At 47.9% G+C, this 20119-nt stretch carries 18 protein-coding genes, 1 tRNA gene and 1 pseudogene; all 20 read left to right on the forward strand.

Annotation, left to right across the window (positions count from 1 at the left end; genetic code table 11):
* The coding region (locus SGI97_04305; protein ID MDZ4723112.1) for a cation diffusion facilitator family transporter at positions 1-1086 on the forward strand (1086 nt) is incomplete at its 5' end.
* Positions 1087-1119: 33 nt separating this feature from the next.
* Positions 1120-2481, forward strand: a complete 1362-nt coding sequence (rlmD, locus tag SGI97_04310; protein ID MDZ4723113.1) for a 23S rRNA (uracil(1939)-C(5))-methyltransferase RlmD — start codon at positions 1120-1122, stop codon at positions 2479-2481.
* A gap of 62 nt (positions 2482-2543) precedes the next feature.
* A complete protein-coding gene (locus SGI97_04315) occupies positions 2544-4328 on the forward strand; it encodes a DUF885 domain-containing protein (protein ID MDZ4723114.1) in 1785 nt (594 codons plus the stop codon).
* Between the two features lie 86 nt (positions 4329-4414).
* Positions 4415-4609 carry a hypothetical protein gene (locus tag SGI97_04320; GenBank protein MDZ4723115.1) on the forward strand — a complete coding sequence of 65 codons (195 nt, stop codon included), beginning with the start codon at positions 4415-4417 and terminating at the stop codon, positions 4607-4609.
* Between the two features lie 12 nt (positions 4610-4621).
* A pseudogene (locus SGI97_04325) lies at positions 4622-4996 on the forward strand (redoxin domain-containing protein).
* 282 nt (positions 4997-5278) lie between these two features.
* Complete coding sequence (locus SGI97_04330) at positions 5279-5767, forward strand: HIT domain-containing protein (protein ID MDZ4723116.1); 489 nt, start codon at positions 5279-5281, stop codon at positions 5765-5767.
* On the forward strand, positions 5764-7389 hold the full coding sequence (locus tag SGI97_04335; protein ID MDZ4723117.1) for an aconitase family protein: 1626 nt from the start codon (positions 5764-5766) through the stop codon (positions 7387-7389). The genes SGI97_04330 and SGI97_04335 overlap by 4 nt, the downstream gene beginning before the upstream one ends.
* A 250-nt stretch (positions 7390-7639) precedes the next feature.
* Positions 7640-7813 (forward strand): YHS domain-containing protein, encoded by a 174-nt coding sequence (locus SGI97_04340; protein ID MDZ4723118.1) that lies wholly within the window; start codon positions 7640-7642, stop codon positions 7811-7813.
* Positions 7814-7912: 99 nt separating this feature from the next.
* Positions 7913-8362 carry a plastocyanin/azurin family copper-binding protein gene (locus SGI97_04345; GenBank protein ID MDZ4723119.1) on the forward strand — a complete coding sequence of 150 codons (450 nt, stop codon included), beginning with the start codon at positions 7913-7915 and terminating at the stop codon, positions 8360-8362.
* A 176-nt stretch (positions 8363-8538) separates the two neighbouring features.
* Entirely contained in the window at positions 8539-9210 is a 672-nt protein-coding gene (gene rpe / locus SGI97_04350; GenBank protein MDZ4723120.1) for a ribulose-phosphate 3-epimerase, read from the forward strand.
* Between the two features lie 98 nt (positions 9211-9308).
* On the forward strand, positions 9309-10919 hold the full coding sequence (locus tag SGI97_04355; protein MDZ4723121.1) for a hypothetical protein: 1611 nt from the start codon (positions 9309-9311) through the stop codon (positions 10917-10919).
* Positions 10920-10962: 43 nt separating this feature from the next.
* Positions 10963-12921: a transketolase gene (locus SGI97_04360; GenBank protein MDZ4723122.1), complete on the forward strand. Its 1959-nt coding sequence runs from the start codon at positions 10963-10965 to the stop codon at positions 12919-12921.
* A complete protein-coding gene (gene gnd / locus SGI97_04365) occupies positions 12918-13814 on the forward strand; it encodes a decarboxylating 6-phosphogluconate dehydrogenase (GenBank protein MDZ4723123.1) in 897 nt (298 codons plus the stop codon). The genes SGI97_04360 and gnd overlap by 4 nt, the downstream gene beginning before the upstream one ends.
* On the forward strand, positions 13814-15358 hold the full coding sequence (zwf, locus tag SGI97_04370; GenBank protein MDZ4723124.1) for a glucose-6-phosphate dehydrogenase: 1545 nt from the start codon (positions 13814-13816) through the stop codon (positions 15356-15358). Before gnd ends, zwf begins: the two co-directional genes overlap by 1 nt.
* Positions 15355-16434: a hypothetical protein gene (locus SGI97_04375; GenBank protein ID MDZ4723125.1), complete on the forward strand. Its 1080-nt coding sequence runs from the start codon at positions 15355-15357 to the stop codon at positions 16432-16434. The genes zwf and SGI97_04375 overlap by 4 nt, the downstream gene beginning before the upstream one ends.
* A gap of 25 nt (positions 16435-16459) precedes the next feature.
* Positions 16460-16780 carry a heavy metal-binding domain-containing protein gene (locus tag SGI97_04380; GenBank protein ID MDZ4723126.1) on the forward strand — a complete coding sequence of 107 codons (321 nt, stop codon included), beginning with the start codon at positions 16460-16462 and terminating at the stop codon, positions 16778-16780.
* A 49-nt stretch (positions 16781-16829) separates the two neighbouring features.
* A complete protein-coding gene (gene pgl, locus SGI97_04385) occupies positions 16830-17591 on the forward strand; it encodes a 6-phosphogluconolactonase (GenBank protein MDZ4723127.1) in 762 nt (253 codons plus the stop codon).
* On the forward strand, positions 17585-18556 hold the full coding sequence (gene glk / locus SGI97_04390) for a glucokinase (protein ID MDZ4723128.1): 972 nt from the start codon (positions 17585-17587) through the stop codon (positions 18554-18556). The genes pgl and glk overlap by 7 nt, the downstream gene beginning before the upstream one ends.
* 16 nt (positions 18557-18572) lie before the next feature.
* Positions 18573-19253 carry a thiamine diphosphokinase gene (locus SGI97_04395; GenBank protein ID MDZ4723129.1) on the forward strand — a complete coding sequence of 227 codons (681 nt, stop codon included), beginning with the start codon at positions 18573-18575 and terminating at the stop codon, positions 19251-19253.
* A 106-nt stretch (positions 19254-19359) separates the two neighbouring features.
* A tRNA-Gln gene (locus SGI97_04400) sits at positions 19360-19430 on the forward strand.
* Positions 19431-20119 lie beyond the last annotated feature (689 nt).

The following is a 20119-nucleotide window of genomic DNA, read 5'->3' on the forward strand; positions in this document are numbered from 1 at the left end:
GCAACAAGAGAACAGCAACAAGAGAACAGCAACAAGAGAACAGCAACAAGAGAACAGCAACAAGAGAACAGCAACAAGAGAACAGCAACAAGAGAACAGTTGATAAAAATACGACGAAATCCGCCTGAACTTTTCTCTAACTATCCCCCTGTTTTGGCGTTATATACAGCTATGGCCTATGTTCATACTACAGATGTCTCAAAGAAGAAAATCCTCTGGACAATTCTTCTTAATGCCGGAATAACCATAGCCGAGTTCATCGGCGGACTTGTGACCGGTTACCTCGCCTTGCTTGCTGATGCCGTGCACAATCTTTCCGATGTTGCCGCACTTTTACTTGCATTGCTTGGCGCGAAAGGCTCGCAATTGCCCGCAACCAAAAAATCCACCTACGGATACAAGCGAATCGAAGTCATGACCGCCTTTATTTCTGCAGTCGCGTTGGTTGTTATCGGCGTGTTTATTATCCATGAGGCATGGCAGAGATATTTGCACCCCCAAGCTTTGAGCGATCCTTGGCTTTTCCTGAGCATAGCCACTATCGGGCTTTTTGGGAATTTATTCTCAGTGCGGATTCTTCATTCGGAAAAAGGGAAATCACTGAATATGAAATCCGCTTTTATTCATATGTACTATGACATGCTTTCATCTATTGCGGTGATAATCGGCGGTATCATAATTATCACAACCGGCTTGGTTATTATCGATCCGATTCTTTCGGCGATAATTGCATTGATGTTGTTCAAGTCATCGTATATGGTGATTCGCGATGCCACTCTTATCTTTTTGGAGGCGGTACCTGCGACTGTCAATTTTGACGATGTCTACGATGCAATCCTTCGTATTTCGCCGGTGACTGATGTCCATGACCTGCATATATGGTCGCTGTCTTCAAATGAAATCGCTCTTTCATGTCATATCTGTCTTGAAGAGAGGGATTTCCAATCCGGACCGGATACGATTGTCAATATTAACGCCATGCTCCGCAAACAATTCAACATCGGCCATGGCACAATCCAGCTCGAGAAAGCCGACTGCTCGCGTTCGGATTTACTCTGTCGGCATACCGAACCCCGTTGGGAATAACATTAATCCTACTTGCATATCTTTGTACCGAATATGAATAACAAACAAGCGCTCATTGAGATTGCCGATCTCGCCTTTGATGGAAAATCGGTCGGGCATATGGACGGTAAAGTGGTTTTTCTTGATCACGGTATCCCCGGCGAAACGGTGCTAGCCAATATCGTCCAACAAAAAGCCCGCTACAATGTCGGACAGGTAACAGAGATTGTGACCAAATCCGCTGATAGAGTTGAGGCGAGATGCGACCATGTTGCCATCTGCGGGGGATGTTCATGGCAGGATCTTGATTACAATCGTCAGTTGCACTATAAGCATAAACAAGTTGGAGACTGCCTTCAGAGGCTCGGGGGGTTGGACGCGTCAATAGTCAGTCCGATTATTGGAGCTGACCCTATATTTCGTTATCGAAACAAAATGGAGTTTTCATTCCATGTCGATGAGTCGACATCGTTGGGATTTACTCTCGGTCTTCATCATCGCGGAAGATACGATCAGATTTTTGATGTTGCCCATTGCCATCTGACTTCGGAGCGAGCCAATCAGGTTATTGGCTGGATTCGCGATTTCGTTATCGAGCATAAAATTCCCGTGTATGATGTCTCAAATCATGCCGGCTTTCTCCGTTTTCTTGTCATCCGCGAAGGGACGCACACCAATCAGATATTGGTGAATATTGTCACCAATTATGGTGATATGCCCGAGCAGACAAAACTTGTCGACAGCCTGACTGCCGAGTTTCCCGAAGTGGTAACCATCGTTCATAACCAGAACGGGCAAAAGTCAAATATCGCAGCCGGAGAGATTGAAATTATTTTGCACGGCCCGGGATATCTCGAAGAAAAACTCTTTGATAAGATATTTCGAATTCGTGCCAACTCATTTTTTCAGACAAACAGCTACCAGACAGAAAAGCTCTATGAGACCGGCTTTGAAATGCTGGACATGCAACCAACAGACAATCTTCTTGACCTGTATTGCGGGGCCGGAGCGATTGGGATTCTGGCCGCGGATAGGGTGAACAGTGTATTGGGTGTCGAGCTTGTCCCGGCGGCTATTGTAGCGGCGAGGGAAAATGCGGCTATAAATAATGTCTCAAATATCGATTTCTTCGAAGGGGATGTCAAAGATTTCCTCAAAAGCCAGCTTGGCCTTCCAAATAAGTACAATGCCGTTATTCTCGACCCACCCCGAGCGGGACTCCATCCCAAAGCTCTCAGACGGACGCTTGAATTACAGCCTGAAAAAATTCTTTATATTTCATGTAATCCGGCGACATTTTCACGGGACGCCAAAGAGATTGTCTCGCAAGGATATACATTGCCAAAAGTTACTCCGATCGACATGTTTCCTCATACTAAACACATCGAGCTTGCAGCCGTCTTTTTTCACCAGTAAAGAGTTACCCTCAAGAGGCCGACTCTCCCTCTATAGAGTTGAAATGAATTAAAGGAGTCCCCATGCAACGTTGGACACTACTTTTTGTCGCGCTCATTCTTACCTTTTCGTTTTCGCATGATTCTATCGCCGCTTCTAAGAAAAAACAGAAGGCGGTCAAAAAGCCGACAATTGAATCGACTACCACTGAAGCCCTCTTAACGCTGCAGGCTTTCTATCCGGTGAACGCAACCCAGATGGGTGTTCATGATTATGACGGTTCTCTGGTCGACTATTCGCCCAAGTCCGTCACCGAGATCATAAAAAAACTTGAGACCTTCCATAACCGGTTCAAATCATTTACGACTTCGGGTTTGTCGCCACGGGAGTCCATTAATTTCCAACTCGTCAGATCAAATGTGGAGATAGCCTTGCAGGATCTCAAGACAATCGGCTGGTATAAAAAGTCGCCTCAACATTATGTCGATGAAGCCGTGAATGGCGTCTACTCAATTCTTCTGACAGATAAAGCTCAAAACCCTAAACGGCTCGCTTCAGTTCTATCGCGTATGCGCGCCGTGCCGAAATTGTTTGCAACGGCATCTGTGAACATAAAAAATCCGCCTGCAATCTATATCGAGCTTGCCAAAGAATCGCTCGAGTCAGGAATTGAATTTTATAAGGAAGCCGCAGAGAGTCTGATAAAGGGGAATCCCAAGAAGGCAAAAGAAATTCGTGCAGTGTCAGACGCCGCGCGCGAAGCGATGAGTTCGTTCATGACATCGCTCAGTGCAATCAAGCCCGGCCCTGAAAAAGGATTTGCCATCGGGGAAAGTGCGTTCGATTATAAGCTTGCTCATGAATATTTTCTGTCCTATAACTCCGATTCGTTGCTTGCCATAGGCGAAGAGTTATTGAAATCGGCGCGTGAAGATTATTCCGCATATGAGACATATATCGAAGAGAACAAGCAGAATGGACAGGATTCGGTTTTTACACCCGCCGCATTCAACAAACGGGATATTCTCGATTATTATGGCTGGGAAGTCGACCAGGTGAAACTTTTCATCCAAGTCAATGACCTCATAACGGTCCCGGACGACATAGCGCCTATTGATGTAGTTGAGACGCCGTCGTTTCTACGTTCAATGGTTGCCGGAATAGCCTATCAGCCAGCTGGTGCCTTTGATCTTGTTCAGCAAGGATATTTTTACGTGCGGCCTGTGCCAGATAGTTTAGATCGAAGTCAGATAGAAGCTCGTTACCGCTTTGTTCACCGCCGCGGCTTCAAGGGCTCAGTTGTCCACGAGGCATTCCCCGGGCATCATCTCCAGATGCAAATTGCTTCAGCTCATCCTGATCCGATCAGAAAATGGCAGGCCAATCCGATGATGATAGAAGGCTGGGCGCTCTACTGCGAGGAGATGATGTACAATGCCGGATTGTTCGGGAATGAAGACCCCGCGCAGTGGCTTGCGATTCTTGGCGGGATACGTTTCCGCGCCGCCCGAATTGTAGCTGATGTGAAGTTGCATACAGGGCAGTTTACATACAGTCAGTGTGTTGACTGGATGGTCGATGTGCTCGACGCCAAAACCGATGCCGAAAAAGACTATCTCAAAAAGTCTGTGCGAAAATACACACTCACACCGACGGTATGGATGTCGTATTTAGTTGGCAAACAAGAAATAGAGAATCTTCGTGATGCCATGTCGTTGCGCGATGGCGACGGTTTTAGCGAGCGTGAGTTCTATGACCAATTGCTTGCCGAGGCCTCAATCCCGCCGGCGTTAATGTGGCAAGCGCTCAGCCTCGAGCACGAATCTACTCCTCAGAAGGAAACTTCATTCAAGCTTTCTGAAGAATGAGTCGCCTTGAGACATTGACGCGAGCTTTTTTGTATAAATCTTCAGTGAGATGTAGGTATCCCCTTACACGCTGGAGACATTGTACAATGACGCAGGATATTCATAAGAACGAAAATCGGCAACACGGATTTCTGACCGTAGAGGAAATCCCAAGAAAACTGGATATCGGCGACCCATTCCCCCGTGTAGGGCTTCAACTTGTTTCAGGGAATCATCTGACACTCCCCGATGACCTCCGCGGAAATTGGGCAGCGCTTATTGTGTATCGTGGATTTTTCTGACCGTACTGTCGTCAGCAGTTGGCTGACTTTCAGACGCATCTCTCAAAGTTCACAACTCATAATGTTGCGATAATTGCAGGATCAACGGATATTGTTGAAACCGCACGAGAAACAATCGACAAACTCGATCTGACTTTTCCTATAGCCTATGGCATGGAAGCACGCGAATTCGCGCGAGTGACCGGTGCTTATTTTAATGATAGGAAGGAATACCTTCATGCCGCTGGATTTGTGCTGTGTCCTGATGGAACAGTTGCCGAAGCATGCTATAGTACCGGGACAATCGGCCGATTCAACGCAGGCGACTGTCTTGAATTGATTGAACTGCATATCAAGAAAAAATTTGTTGAGGGCCAAGTCCGAACACGAAGTGAAGAATCAGACTGAAGGTCTTGATTATGAAGTGATATCATTAAGATATCTTGACTATGTTTTGATAAGCTTGACCATTTCCTTGCAGCTCATCAAAATCGCTAATCACCGATTTTGAATTTCAATACCCTGTAAATGTAAATCGTTAAACATGTAAGCCCTTCATTTATCCATAAAATGATATCAGCAACTTTGCACCATCTCAAGCAAACGGCTAAGTCTTTGCTGACAAGCGTGATGGAGGGATATGCACATATCGCTTTTCGACTGTGTGAAACATGTGTATACTAAGCGACTATGACTAATGATACTTTATGGGCTCCGTGGAGGGCAGACTTCATTTTAAAGAAGAAAGAAAAGGGTTGTATTTTCTGCCGCAGGCTGAAGGAGCGGGATTCGATTAAAAACCTTATCGTCTATCGAGGTCAATCATGCTTTGTTATCTTAAATAAATTCCCATACAACGGTGGTCATACCATGATTGTCCCGATAAGGCATGTTGGCCAGATTGAAAAGTTGAATCCGTCAGAATCGGTGGAATTCTTTAAACTCACCCAGAAAACCGCAGCGATTCTCAAGAAAGTTCTTAAACCGCATTCGCTGAACCTTGGGATGAATCTGGGCAAAGCCTCCGGGGCGGGCATACCCGGGCATTTACATATGCACATTGTGCCACGGTGGATCGGTGATACGAATTTTATGCCAGTCATCGGGCAAACGAAAGTCATCTCGATCTCGCTCGACGGGGTCTACGACCGCTTGAAAAAAGAATTTGACAAGTTATGAAACGCCGCAAGAACATACCCACCAAAATCGAACTGCAACAACTGCAAAAGCTATACAAGACCGATGAGAAAATCGGAGAGCGTCTTGGCGGTGTTCCGGCATATCTTGTCGCGTACTGGCGGCGCAAAAAAAACATTCCAAAATACGCGCTTCCCAAATTTTCCGAGAGTGATGTTCGCAATCTCTGGGAACGATATGGCGATGATGAAAAAGCGGGTCTTGATTTGGCAATTTCAAAAGCCGCTTTTTATAACTGGCGGCGGCGCTATGGATTCAAGGATAAACCGGCATTTCTCAAACTCGAACAGCTCGAACTTGCTTTCCCCGGCTCCAAAACCAACGGACAGGGGGTGCCCCTCTATGGCAAACGGACTATGGCCCAAAAGATTTTCGCCAAAGCTGCTGGTGTCCAGGAGGCTCCGGTGGGCGCAGTCCTGGAAGTCGAGCCTGATCTCATTTTGTCCGGCTGTGAGGCCAGCCAGATTATACAGGCTTTTAAAAAGCTAAATGTCGAATATGTCTGGAATCCCAACAAGGTACTCTTTTCGCTTGGTTCATGTCCTCCGCAGACCACAAAAAGCCCTGCGAATCTTCGAAAGCTCATCTACGATTTTGCTCGAAGACAGGCTGTCAAAAACATCTATGATAATCATGACGGCGCAGGCTACGAAATAGCAATCGAGAACGGATATATCCTGCCGGGTCAACTGGCGGTTGTCACAGATCAGCCCAATTCCGTCTATGGGTGTATGGGTGGATTGGCCTTAAAAATCGGAACTGCGGAGGCCGCTCCAGTTTGGGCACAAGGGAAACTGCAGATGACTGTGCCGGCGACTGTGCGTATTGCTATCGGAGGACGACGTCCGCGCGGAGTAAGCGCGCTTGATATCATGCTTGCCATCATCCAGCAACTCACCGGAACGGGCGCCACTGAGAAAATAGTAGAATTTGGGGGTTCAATTGTCGGACAAATGACTATCAATGAGCGGCTGACTCTCGCCGCATTCGCCGGCAATCTTGGGTCAACAGCGGCAATATGCCCATACGACGCCACCACCCGTCGGTATTTAGCCGGCCGCACCGGAAGCCGCATACACCCGGTGATTCCGGATAAAGACGCGGAGTATGATGCCCAATATCAGTTCACAGTCGATCAATTTACGCCCCTTGTTGCGGGGCCGGGTGGTTTTGAATCGATCCGCTCTGTTACGGAAATGGAAGGGATGGTTGTCCACCAGATAATTCTTGGTTCGGTGGGAGGCGGCCGCTTTGAGGAACTCCGCATCGCTGCTGATATTTTGAAGGGAAAACAGATTGCCGATGACTGCCGAATGTATATCGTGCCGGATTCGCGGTCGGTTTATCTTGAAGCCCTCAAGAAGGGACTTGTGCGCCTATTCATCGAAGCCGGCGCCACAGTGACCCAACCCGCTCAGGATATCAGCGCGCTTCTCTCTCCGCTATACCTGGCTGATGGCGAGAAAGCCCTAGTGACGGCCGACAGAGGGCTAATGGTCCGCGGCGAAGAATTAAAATCTGAAGTCTATATTTGTTCAGCGGCTACCGCGGCGGCCTCAGCCTTAAACGGCTCAGTTACCGATCCCGCGCGATATGTGCGCTAGATGACAGCTGAGCTTCGAAGATTTACCCCTCCCATATAATTTTCATTTAAATCGGCGAATTGCCGTTCTCTGGAACTCCAACTAGCCAATTGCCAGGCTTCTCTTTCGTCCAAACAGGTTCATAGCGTGGTATAATTCTTAGCGCAGTTCGCCATTTCTCAGGGGTTGAGGGATTTAGGCCTCCGACAAAGTCGTTTCGCGATTCATTGAGGAAAAGGCGTCCCTATATCATTTTTGAAAGGAGTGTAATATGACACAATTTGTAGATCCAGTTTGCTACATGTCGGTGACTGAGGAATCGTCTGCAGGCCACTCAAATTTTGAGAATCAGACATATTATTTCTGCAGTGCGGATTGTAAACGCCAGTTTGACGAAGATCCGCAAAAGTATGCCAGAAAGGCAATCGGGAACAGAGTTCGGTAGCTTTACAGAGACAAATGTCCATTCTGGACTTACAGGGCGCATACAGGAGAAAATACAGAATTTTTTTCATTGAGCACTAAAATGGGAGGGTTACGGAATATGGAAAGAGTAATTAAACCGAGGATGAAAGACTTGAGAGCAAATAAACTCTCTCATTTATATTTTGCGATTGCATTGTCATTAAGTTTCGGAGCCATTCTAATAGCAGGATGCGCACACAATGATGAAACGTCTGCTCCTGCCGAGGAGGTTCCGTCAAATCCATCGTCGGCGTTGGCTCCGCCAGAAGATGAGTTTTGGATGCAAAACCTGCAGTTTAATCCATTGATGCGCACCGTTTCTCCGGGTGCCACTGTAACATGGAGAAATATCGAGGAAATCGAACATACTGTCACGAGCGGTACGTCCGGAACCCCGACAACACTCTTCGAGAGCGGAGTTATTGAACAGGATAGCGCTTTCCAGCATACATTTGACACTGCGGGGACATATTCCTTCTTCTGTCGACTGCACCCAGAAACAATGCAGGGAACAGTCGTCGTGCAGTAGGCATACCCGAAGTAATTATTGCTCCAGTGTGATGCACTTTTTGGGGTATTTTTAGCGAAACCGCGTCTTCGGTCAAGACAATAGGTCCTCTTATTTCCAGGGCGACGATTGATGGACTTCGAAAGTCATTTGAAAAATCGGTTGCATCAAGGCCAAGAATGCGACAGATTTGCCGCATGACACGTATCGCTCCATCTGTCTTAGCCGCTGATTTCTCAAAACTTGGACTTGAAATCACCGATGCCACGCAGGCGGGTGTTGATATTCTGCATTTGGATATCATGGATGGTCATTTTGTCCCCAACATATCATATGGCCCGGCTGTGGTTGAAACGGTCGACAGGCTGACCGATGTCTTTCTCGATGTTCATCTCATGCTGTCAGAACCCGAAAAGTATTTCGAAGCCTTTGCCAGCGCTGGCGCCGATAATATCACATTTCATCTTGAGATACATCCCGATCCTCAGGCTCATGCGTCGCAGTTAAAAAAGCTCGGCGTGCAGGCCGGGCTGGCAATAAATCCCGATATGCCGGTCGAGCGAGCGCTCCCGTACCTTGAGCATTTCGACTTTTTTCTCATCATGTCGGTCTTTCCCGGGTTCGGGGGACAGAAATTCATCCCATCAGCATTACAAAAAATTGCCTCTGCCAGAGAATTTATTGATCGGAGGGGACTTTCCACCAAAATCGAGGTGGATGGCGGCGTCGATTTGACTAATACCGCATCGATTGTCGCAGCCGGAGCGGATGTCTTGGTGATGGGCACAGCTTTTTTTGGCGCACAGAATAAGAAACAGCGACTTCAGGATATTTATTCAACACTAAACGTCAGCCCCAAGAAATCATGATACCAACAACTTCCATAAAAATATCAGCGGGCAATTTTGCCCGACAGTATGAGGACGCATTGTCACGCTCCTCTAAACAAAAATTGGCTTCTTTTATAATGACTCGTCAGGCGGGTGTCTTCACAAGAAAAGCTAAAGTAAAAGAAGTGATTGCCAATAGACTAGGCTGGGTAGACTCGGCAACGCTTATGTCCCGGAAAATCTCAGAGATCGAATCGTTTGGCCAAAAAGTCTTTCAGGATGGATTCAATCAGATTGTTCTGATGGGAATGGGCGGGTCATCGCTCTGCCCCGAGTCGCTGTATCACATTTTTGGCGGTCACAAAAAGCTCAAGGTGTTTCATGTGCTTGACACTACCGATCCGAGGGTTATCTCACGAGTGGCGCGTTCGATTGACCTCAAAAAAACCCTTTTTATAGTTGCCTCGAAATCGGGTGGCACGATAGAGACACGCTCGCATGAAGCGTTTTTTATTGAGAGATTGAAACAAAACGGTCTCACACAGTTCGGTAAGCAATTTGTTGCTATCACCGACAAAAACAGTGATTTGCATGCCTTTGCCAAGCGCAATAAATACCGCGCAATATTTCTCAATCCCTCTGATATTGGAGGACGGTATTCAGCTCTTTCTTATTTCGGGCTTGTTCCGGCATTTTTTGTTGGTGTGAACCTCTCATCGTTGATAGACTCAGCCTTGTCAATGCAGAATGTCCTGAGCGAGCGAAATGATGAGACCAACCCAGCGCTGGCTCTCGGCTCGCTTATGGCTGTCGCCGCACAAAGTAAGCGAGACAAGCTCACCTTTCTTTCATCTAAAAAAATATCGCCGCTTGTGCCATGGATAGAACAACTTGTCGCCGAATCGACCGGCAAAGAGGGAAAAGGTGTTATACCAATTGAGAATGAGCCCGAAGCGCGGGTGCAGGATTATGGCACAGACCGGCTATTTGTTTTCATGAGAATGTCTAAAGAAAAGCCCGCTCGCCAAAGCAATCTGCTTCGACAAATCATCAAAAAGAAACTGCCCTATATCGAGATAGTCCTTGGTTCGATAGAAGAAATCAGCGGACAATTTTTATTGTGGGAGCTTGCCACGGCAGTATGCGGCTGGCATATGGGAATAAATCCTTTTGATGAACCGAACGTCACCGAAAGCAAAAACCGTACAAAGCAGCTTTTGGATTATTTTGAGAAACTCGGTCATTTCCCGTTTTCCGAACCAGCCGGAAACTGGGGGAAATGCGCTTTGCTGGCTTCGCTCCCAGCCCGAAAAGTTTCTCGAAAACAGCCGGGGTCGTTGCGCCAAATCTTAGCCCAGTTTCTTGCGAGCGTAAAGCCTCCCCAATATGTCGCGATCCTGAACTACTTTCCGTCAAGTGAGAAAACCGAAATAGCCCTGAGAACGATCCGTTCGAAGATTCGCAGTAAGACCAAAGCCGCAACTCTGCGAGGATACGGGCCGCGTTTTTTGCATTCAATTGGGCAATTGTATAAGGGTGGGGCAGCAGAAGGGATGTTCATAATTTTGGTTTCGAAAAAGTACCCAGCGCTGGCAATTCCTAATCAATCGTTTGATTTTGGGGAGCTTATAACCGCTCAGGCTTTTGGAGACGCCCAAGCGCTTATCGTGCGCAAACTGCCAACATTGGTACTTTCAATTGACGGCGATCCGGTAAAGGGGCTGAAACAAGTAGCAGCTGCATTATAATGATAAATATTTGTCTGTACTCTTTAGGAAAGGTAACACGGAAATGACTTTTGATACATGGCGCGGATTTCGCCAAGCCAAACTCGAATCCAAGCGGCGCGCAGAACTCACCGAAATGGCGCGTCAGGCACGAGGCAATATACTCAAGATGACTACAGTAGCAAACTCAGGGCATCCGGGTGGCTCCATGTCCTCACTCGAGATTTATCTGATGCTTTACACAACTGCTAATGTCGATCCTAAAAATCCGTATCGCGATGATCGCGACCGAATTATTGTTTCCCATGGTCACACCTCGCCCGGCGCCTATGTCTCGCTTGCGGCGGCCGGATTTTTTGATGTCGCACCCGCGCTTTATGGATTTCGTCAGGCCGGTTCTCCTTTCGAAGGTCATGTCGAACGGTCAGTTCCCGGCATTGAGTGGGACACAGGCAACCTTGGACAGGGGCTTTCTGTCGGTGTCGGCAAGGCAATATATGGAAAGCTATCCAAGCAGGACTTTCACACGTATGTACTGATGGGGGACGGTGAACAGCAAAAGGGACAGATAAGCGAAGCCCGCCGAGTGGCGATGAAATTCAACCTCTCTCGGCTGACGGCAGTTGTCGATTACAATGGTCTCCAAATTTCCGGCAAAATCACGGATATTCTACCGCAGAATATCAAAGGGGAATGGGAAGCCGATGGCTGGCGGGTGGTAGAAATCGATGCTCACAATCTCGACGAAGTCTACGGCGCATTTTATGAAGCGAAAAAATATGACAAAGCTCCAACTGTGATTCTGGCTCATTCAACAATGAGCAAAGGAATCGGTTTTATGGAAAATGATGAAAATTATCACGGAGCCGCAATCAAAGCCGAGCAGATGAAAGAGGCGCTGGCTTGCCTGACTGGAGAGGATTTAGTCGATAATGTTGTCGACCTGTTGGCTCGCCGGAAACAGGGGCCTCCGCCGCCATTCCAAACGAAGCATGCTGACTTTCCCCGTGTCGATACCGGCCAGCCAATATATTATAAGGCCGATGAAAAGAGCGATAATCGAAGCGCATGGGGGAAAGCCTTAGTATCTGTCGCCGATGCAAATCTATCCCGGCCGGATTTTGTGATGGGGGTTTTCGACTGCGACTTGTCAAAATCAGTCAAGACCGACGGTTTTGCGAAGAAATATCCGGCGAATTTTTTCCAGTGCGGAATTACCGAACATAGTACAGCCGCGACAGTTGGTTCCCTTTCGGCAGAAAAAGCGCTCGCGGTTTGGGCGGATTTTGGTGTATTCGGAATCGATGAGACATATAATCAAGCGCGACTGAACGACATCAACCACGCCAATGTGAAACTCTTCTGCACCCATTCAGGCGTGAATGTCGGAGAAGACGGGAAGACCCATCAGTGTATCGATTATTTTGCGCTATTGAACTCCACTTTCGGCTGGAAAGTTATCACCCCCGCAGATCCCAACCAGACCGATAGAATCGTCCGCTATGTCCTTTCTAATCCGGGTAATTTTGCGGTTATCATGGGACGGGCGGTAATTCCAGTGGTCACAAGCGAGGATGGGAAGGCATATTTTGGCGAGAACTATCGCTATCGGTATGGGCGGATGGAGACAATTCGAAGGGGCGAAGACCTTGTTCTTGTTGCCGCTGGAAATATGCTGCCGTATGCAATGCAGGCTTGGGATCGACTTGCAAAAGACGGCAAACGAATATCGCTCGTCTCTGTCTCCGATTGGTGCGACCTGCACCGCGACGACCTTGATGCGTTATCACAGTACTCGCAGATAGTAACCCTTGAGGATCATAACATCAAGACTGGCCTTGGAACAACTCTTGCCGCGGCACTTTTTGAATCGGGCGTATGCCGTCCAATCACCAAGCTCGGTGTCACACACTACGCTTCTTCGGGTACACCTGACGACCTCTATAAAATGCTCGGTATCGATGCCGCGGGCGTAACAAAGACAATCTCGGGATTGCTGCAGAGAGTTGGAACGACTGTATGAAATTAGGTTTTGTAGGACTTGGGAAAATGGGCTTCAATATGGTCACTCGGCTTCGTCGAGGCGAGCATGATGTGACCGTCTTCGATAATAATCCGGCAGTGGTTAACGAGATAGAAAAAACTGGCGCGGTAGGAGCGCCATCGATCCAGGCAATGACAGAACAGTTAACTGCTCCTCGCATCGTCTGGGTGATGGTTCCGTCTGGCGAAATAACAGATAGTGTCATAACCGAAGTCGCCTCGGGTCTTGGTTCCGGCGATATTATTATTGATGGCGGCAATTCAAATTACCATGACACCGTGGCGCGCGGAGTTCAACTTGACAAACGTGGAATTATACTGCTCGATGCTGGCACATCGGGCGGCCTCTGGGGGCTGGCAAACGGATACTGTCTGATGATCGGCGGAGAGAAAACCGCATTTACGACGGCCGAGATGATATTCAAAACCCTTGCGCCTCCCGACGGCTACCTTCATGTTGGAGCATCCGGAGCGGGACATTATGTAAAGATGATTCATAACGGTATCGAATATGGAATGATGCAGGCGTATGCCGAGGGTTTTGAGATACTCAACGCTTCAAAGTACCCGCTTGATATTTCAAAGATATCCCACCTGTGGAATCAAGGTTCAGTTGTTCGTTCGTGGCTGCTTGAGTTGGCCGAGCGGGCATTCAGCGAGGATCCGAAGTTAGAGAAACTGACAGGGTATGTCGGAGATTCGGGCGAAGGACGGTGGACAGTACAGGAAGCGATTGACCGTGATGTCCCCGCCGTTTCGCTCACGTATGCCCTTATGACCCGCTTTCGGTCGCGTCAGGAAGATTCGTTTTCGGCGAAAGTCCTTGCGGCGCTTCGCAACCAATTCGGTGGACATGCAGTCAAAGGGAAATAATGGGGCAGGCAGTTGAAACAGTAGGCAATCCTTTTGTCAGCCGCTTTATGCGGCTTCGCCAAGCCGGGCCGTTCGCATTGACCATCTTTGGGGCATCGGGAGATCTTACGAAACGAAAACTTATCCCGGCGCTTTTCAATCTCTACAAGGATGGATTTCTTTCTCAGCCGTTTAATATTGTTGGCTACGCAAGGCGCGAGAAAACAGACCGTGAATTTCAGGCCGAAATGGCCGAGGGTATCAAAAAGTATTCACGTCGTCAGCCGGATTCAGACGAGCAGCTTCAGCAATTTTTATCCACACTCAGCTATGTGATCGGTTCATTCGAGGATGAACCGGGTTACCGTCAATTAAAGGAGCGGCTTCGCATGAATGCGCTTTCTTTGATGACACCCGAAAACAATCTATTCTATCTTGCGACTCCGCCTGATTCATTTGAGCCAATAATCTCAAACCTCAACCACTCGGGACTTATTACGCCAATCGCCGATGGCCCAAGGTGGTCACGGCTTATTATCGAAAAGCCATTTGGACATGACACTGTGTCTGCCATAGCTCTCAATCATGCCGTACACAAGGCATTTGATGAAAAACAGATATATCGCATTGATCATTACCTCGGCAAGGAGACTGTTCAAAATATACTCGTCTTTCGTCTCGGTAACTCGATTTTCGAGCCGCTGTGGAATCGACGATATATAGACAATATTCAAATCTCTGTTTCTGAATCTTTGGGTATAGGCTCTCGGGCAGGATATTTTGACAGTTCGGGCATAATTCGGGATATGATCCAGTCGCATATTATGCAGGTGTTCACCCTTATCGCAATGGAACCCCCGGCATCATTTGAGACCAATGCCATTCGTGATGAAAAAGCCAAAGTGCTCAAAGCTGTCCGCTATCTCAAATCCGAAGAAATCAGCACCCATGTTGTCCGCGGTCAGTATGGCCCCGGTTCGGTCGGCGGAGAGAAGGTCAAAGGGTACCGTGAAGAAAAAGATGTCCCGTCCGTCTCCACGACCGAGACCTACGTAGCGACGAAAATAACAATCGACAACTGGCGCTGGTCGGGTGTACCGTTTTACATCCGCGCGGGTAAGCGACTTCCCAAACGGGTAACCGAGGTCGCGATTACGTTCAAAGCCCCGCCGCATTTACTTTTTGATCTCTCGGGGTGCGAGAATCTGACGCCCAATGTTCTTCGCCTGCGAATTCAACCACAAGAGGGCATTTCGCTTTCGCTTGGAGCAAAGGTACCCGGGCAGGCTCTGCAAATAGCTCCGGTACGCATGGATTTTATGTACTCTGAATCGTTCGGCGTGGCTTCGCCCGAAGCCTATGAACGCCTCATTCTTGATGCCATCACCGGCGATTCGACATTGTTTGCCCGCGAAGACGAAGTGGATTTGTCATGGAAAATTATCGACCAAATTACCAAGCATTGGGATAATGCTCCGCTTCATATCTACCCCGCTGGTGAGTGGGGACCGACTGCGGCCGATGAACTTGTTGCCCGCGATGGACGGAGATGGTTGAGGCTATGAACTCAACACGAATATCCGATGATGATGAAATTCTCGATGGCGGGTATCTGCCAGTCAATGCCGAGCGTATTGAAGCGCGGCTCAATGAAATATGGCAGAAGACAAATCATCAGGATCGCGAGAACAGACCGATGGTCAAACTCTGTCTGTCCAATGTCATAATTGTTACCGATGCCTTAAAGCGTCCTGAGGCCGAGAACCTGGCCAATGACCTTGCAAAAATGCAGCCAGCGCGGATACTACTGATCGTTATCGATGAAGTATTGAAGACCTATTGTTCATTTGTCCGCACTGCCTGTGCCTTTAACGAAGAGACAGATTCCGTTGTCTGCTGGGAGATTGTAGAAATTCTCTCTGATCCGGCTCGTTCAGACAATATCGCTGGTGCGGTCCGATCTCTGTTGGTTGATTCGGTTCCAGTGCTGACAGTGGATTGCCGTCTAAGTTCCTCTACACCGCACTTCGATAGCTCAATCGCGAATCTCTCGAGTTGTTATTTTTTTGGTAACGACGATGAACGTAATGCTCGATCGACAATTCCTCGCTTGTCTCTCTTATGGTATAAACTGCTGCCAGTCCGTGAACTTATAAGTACGCTTTTTTCAGCGCGTATGGCGAAAAACCGCGCGACCACACTTTCCAACTGCCGAGTGCTATTTTCGAAGGAATGTAGAGATGAGGCTTTGCTGCTCTTCGGTTGGATTATTTCGCGGCTCGTTCAATCAGGGGGTGAGGTGCGGGCCTCAATGTCGGTAGAAGTCAGGACGCCTATGGGAGTTTCGCACATTGATTTCGTTCGCAAGCCCGAAACATCAAATGCCTGTATCGAATTTGATTTCATAGATAGAACATCCGCCAATATCGATCTGTCCAGCGGCGCGTGGGACAACGAAGACATGCCTCGTGAGTTCTCGTTTGAGATGGACGGCGTCACCTGTCGTCGAGCCTCCAACGAGACAACACTCGGTCGCTATATCATCAATGCTTCAAAGCAAAGAGTCGAATTCGAAGAATACGAAACGGCTAACACGGTCATTCGTACCACACTTCATGATATTGATTCGTTTACAGCATAAACAAAATAAACAAATGGTGAGAGAAATGCTTATTGTTACGACATCGACGCTCGAAGGAAAAAAGATAACCCGCTACCTTGGAATTGTAAGTGGCGAAGCAATCCTTGGCGCTAATATATTCAAAGATATCTTCGCCGGTATCCGTGATATTGTCGGCGGACGCTCACAGGCATACGAGCAGGAGCTTGCCAAAGCAAAAACAATCGCAATTGATGAGATGACCACTCAGGCCAGACAACTCGGAGCCAACGCGATTCTTGCCGTGCATCTTGATTACGAGACGATAGGCGGCGGCAACATGCTGATGGTTGCGGCTTCAGGTACGGCGGTCGTGATTGAAGGATGAAATGCCAAGGGAGACTGCACTTCAAACATCTTATCATGATTTTTGCCAGATGAACAATGTAGAGATTAGTATATTCCCGGACAAGCAATCTGTCGGAACCGCCGTGGCGCTCTTTATTATAGAGCGTTTGAAAACCCATGACACAAAAAGGCGTTTCTCCATTGCCCTATCAGGGGGAAGCACACCGATAGCCATGTATCAAGCGCTACAAAATATCTCCGATGTCGCCGAGCTTATTAGATCAAAAGCTGAATTCTATTTCTCCGATGAGCGCGCGGTGGGGGGGAATGACTCGAATTCCAATTATAAAACGGCCAAGGATTATTTATTTAAACCTCTTGGGATTCCAGAGGGAATAATCCATAGAGTCAAAGGAGACGCGGCAGATTTAGATTTAGAGGCAAAACGCTACGCGGCGCTTATAAGAGAAAACCATGCAATCGCTCCTGATTCCGTGCCATCAGTCGATCTTACTCTTTTAGGCATGGGGGATGACGGACACACCGCTTCTCTGTTTCCGGACTATGATTTTGAATCACCCGAAAATGAAATTATCGTTGCGCCATGGGTTACATCAAAAAACAGCCAGCGAGTCTCATTCAGCCTGCCGCTTATCAATGCCTCGAAATGTGTATTGTTGCTTGTCACCGGAAAAGACAAGGCAAATATTGTCAAAGCGGTGTTCGACGAAAAAGATGATGCACGGCGGTTTCCTGTTTCGCGTGTAAATGCCAGACGAGTAGTGTGGATGCTCGATTCAGCAGCGGCATCTTTGCTTAACCAGTCACAGCGCGGGTCAACCGAATGTTAGAGCGGCTTGCAGGATTTATTGGCGGCGGAATGGTCGAACTTGCCCGGGTGCGCTCCGAAAACAATGAGATGGTCCTCTATGAGCAGTCCAGCTTCGTCAGCCGCGACTTTTCAAATTTAGAATCTATTCTCCAACTGTACCTCAAAAAAAGCACCACCAAAATTGATGTTGCATGTTTCGGAGTTGCAGGACCGGTTATCAATAACGAAGTCCGCACCACCGGACTTCGCTGGCTCATCGCTTCGCAAAACATAGAGTCAAAATTTTCATTTGCGAAAGTTGTGCTTGTGAACGATATCGTTGCTACTGTCCATGGATTATCCCATCTTGGAAGCGACAAATTCTTTCAGATTAACGCAGGAAAGCCAGTTTCGGGGGGTAATGTTGGCCTTATTGCAGCGGGAAATGGTTTGGGCGAAGCGCTCATATTTCACGAGAACGGTAAATCGTATCCCCATGCTTCCGAAGGCGGTCACACAGATTTCGCGCCTGCCAACCAGACGGAACATAAGCTGTGGGAATATTTATACGCGAATAACGGAACAGTCGAGGTCGAGGATGTGGTGAGTTTCAGGGGATTGATTTCAATTTACGAATTCATCCTCGATGACCGGGGAGCCACAAGCGCGGAGTGGTATGAGAATGCCGATGACAAAGCCGCGGCAATTATTGAACATGCGATATCGTCAAAAGACCCTCATGCAGAGCGCGCTCTGAGTATTTTCATTGATTGCTACGCCTCCGAGGCCGCAAACCTTGCGTTGAAAGGAATGACATTGGGCGGCATTTATATCGGCGGCCTCATAGCCCCGCAGATTGTCACGGCCTTGGATACGGCTCAGTTCATGGAGCGCTTTCGCAAAAAAGGGAAAATGGAATCGCTGCTTGCCGATATTCCAATCGGAATTATCATCGAAGAAAAAACCCCTCTTCTCGGCGCGGCAAGGCTCGCCTTGTTCTCGTAGCGCACTCGTTAATTGCATGGCAAATATTAAAAATAGATCCACAAAGCTGAATAGTTGTGTGCTGTGCACTAACGGCGAGTATCCCGACGGAAACTTTCTATGGTACCGAAAGCTGTGCCGTGGGAAATATGTCGTTGCTGTGGATGGGGGGTATTGGTTTTGTAAAAAGTTGGGAGTTATTCCTGATCTTTTAATTGGCGATTTTGATTCGATTGTCCCTTTCCCCAAAAGTCTCCCCCAAAAAACGCAAATCTTTCCTCTTCCTCGAGAGAAAGATATGACCGACACCCATGCGGCTCTTGTTTACTGCCTCAAAAGCGGCACACAGCATATAGATATAATCATGCCCGGTGTGGGCGAGCCTGATCATTTTGTGGCAAATCTATTTCTTCTGGTTTTATCCGACTCGTTCGGGACAAAAAGAACGCGTCCTTGCATACGATTGGTAAATCCCGGGCATGAAATCGTGTATCTCCGTGATGAATCGTATACCATACAGAACGCAATCGGCAATTCTGTCTCAGTTGTCCCGCTTTTGAACACAATTCGTTTGACCAGCACTGGCAGCGCCTATGATGTCAGTGATCTTCTCGTGAAGAGAGGCGAGACGCGGGCTGTCCGCAATGAGATTAGACGCAAAACGGCTGTGTTCACAGTAAAGGGTCAGGCATTGTTATTTTGTCATAGATTCAAATAGCTTTGGTTCGCGGCTTTGTGTTATTCGCCGTCATAGCGGCACACGCTTGGGCAATGAGGGTTGACTTTGGCCTTTGGTTCTTTATATTGGTCGACCCGTTTTTGATTGGGAGATCGTTCAATGGTAGGACATGCGGCTCTGGACCGCAGAATCGGGGTTCGAGTCCCTGTCTCCCAGTAATAATTCTGATTTACTACTGTTTACCACCACATCGAATGCCGCATTATATGTGGGATAAGGAGTTAGGTCTTTAATCACATAGTTCGAAAGCACTAATCTCAGTATTCTCGCTTGTTCCATCGGTTTTTGGGTAACGTAAAGAGCGCAAGCACTTTGTGTAAGTTCTAAGAAGCTCATCGCCTTCGCGACCGAATGGATCAGAGGTCAAGCGCGGACAGGTGCCGAGCGATTCTTTGAATTGTCTGCAGTGAAGCTTTAGTCAAGCCGCAGAATTAATGCGATACTCAGTGACACGATGGGCATGATGCCTCTCACAAAAAGTTTGCGATGAGCTATCCGCCATACAAACAGGAGAAAGCCACTCAGACGGTCTTGGAGCAAGCCGAAATGCTAAGTGAGACGTGGGCCAATAGTTGTCCGACAGCCTGATTACAAATCAGGTCGACTGCAAGTCCAAAATTGATTTTTGTGACATCGTGTCTGAGCCAAGTTGTTCGAGGATTTTGTAGCGGAAGCCGCCAAAGACTCACACGCTCGCGGATGCGGTTGACGTTTTTTTTTCTTCGATTCGATCTTTAGTCCACTCGGTCTCAAATCAAGCTGACGTGCCTTCTTTTTTGAGCGTGCTATCGGTACAAAATATGAACTTACTCGCCCAGATTCGGCGATCTCGTTTGTGATCCCCT

The sequence above is a fragment of the Candidatus Zixiibacteriota bacterium genome, from assembly GCA_034439475.1.
Classification (GTDB): Bacteria; Zixibacteria; MSB-5A5; order GN15; family FEB-12; genus JAWXAN01.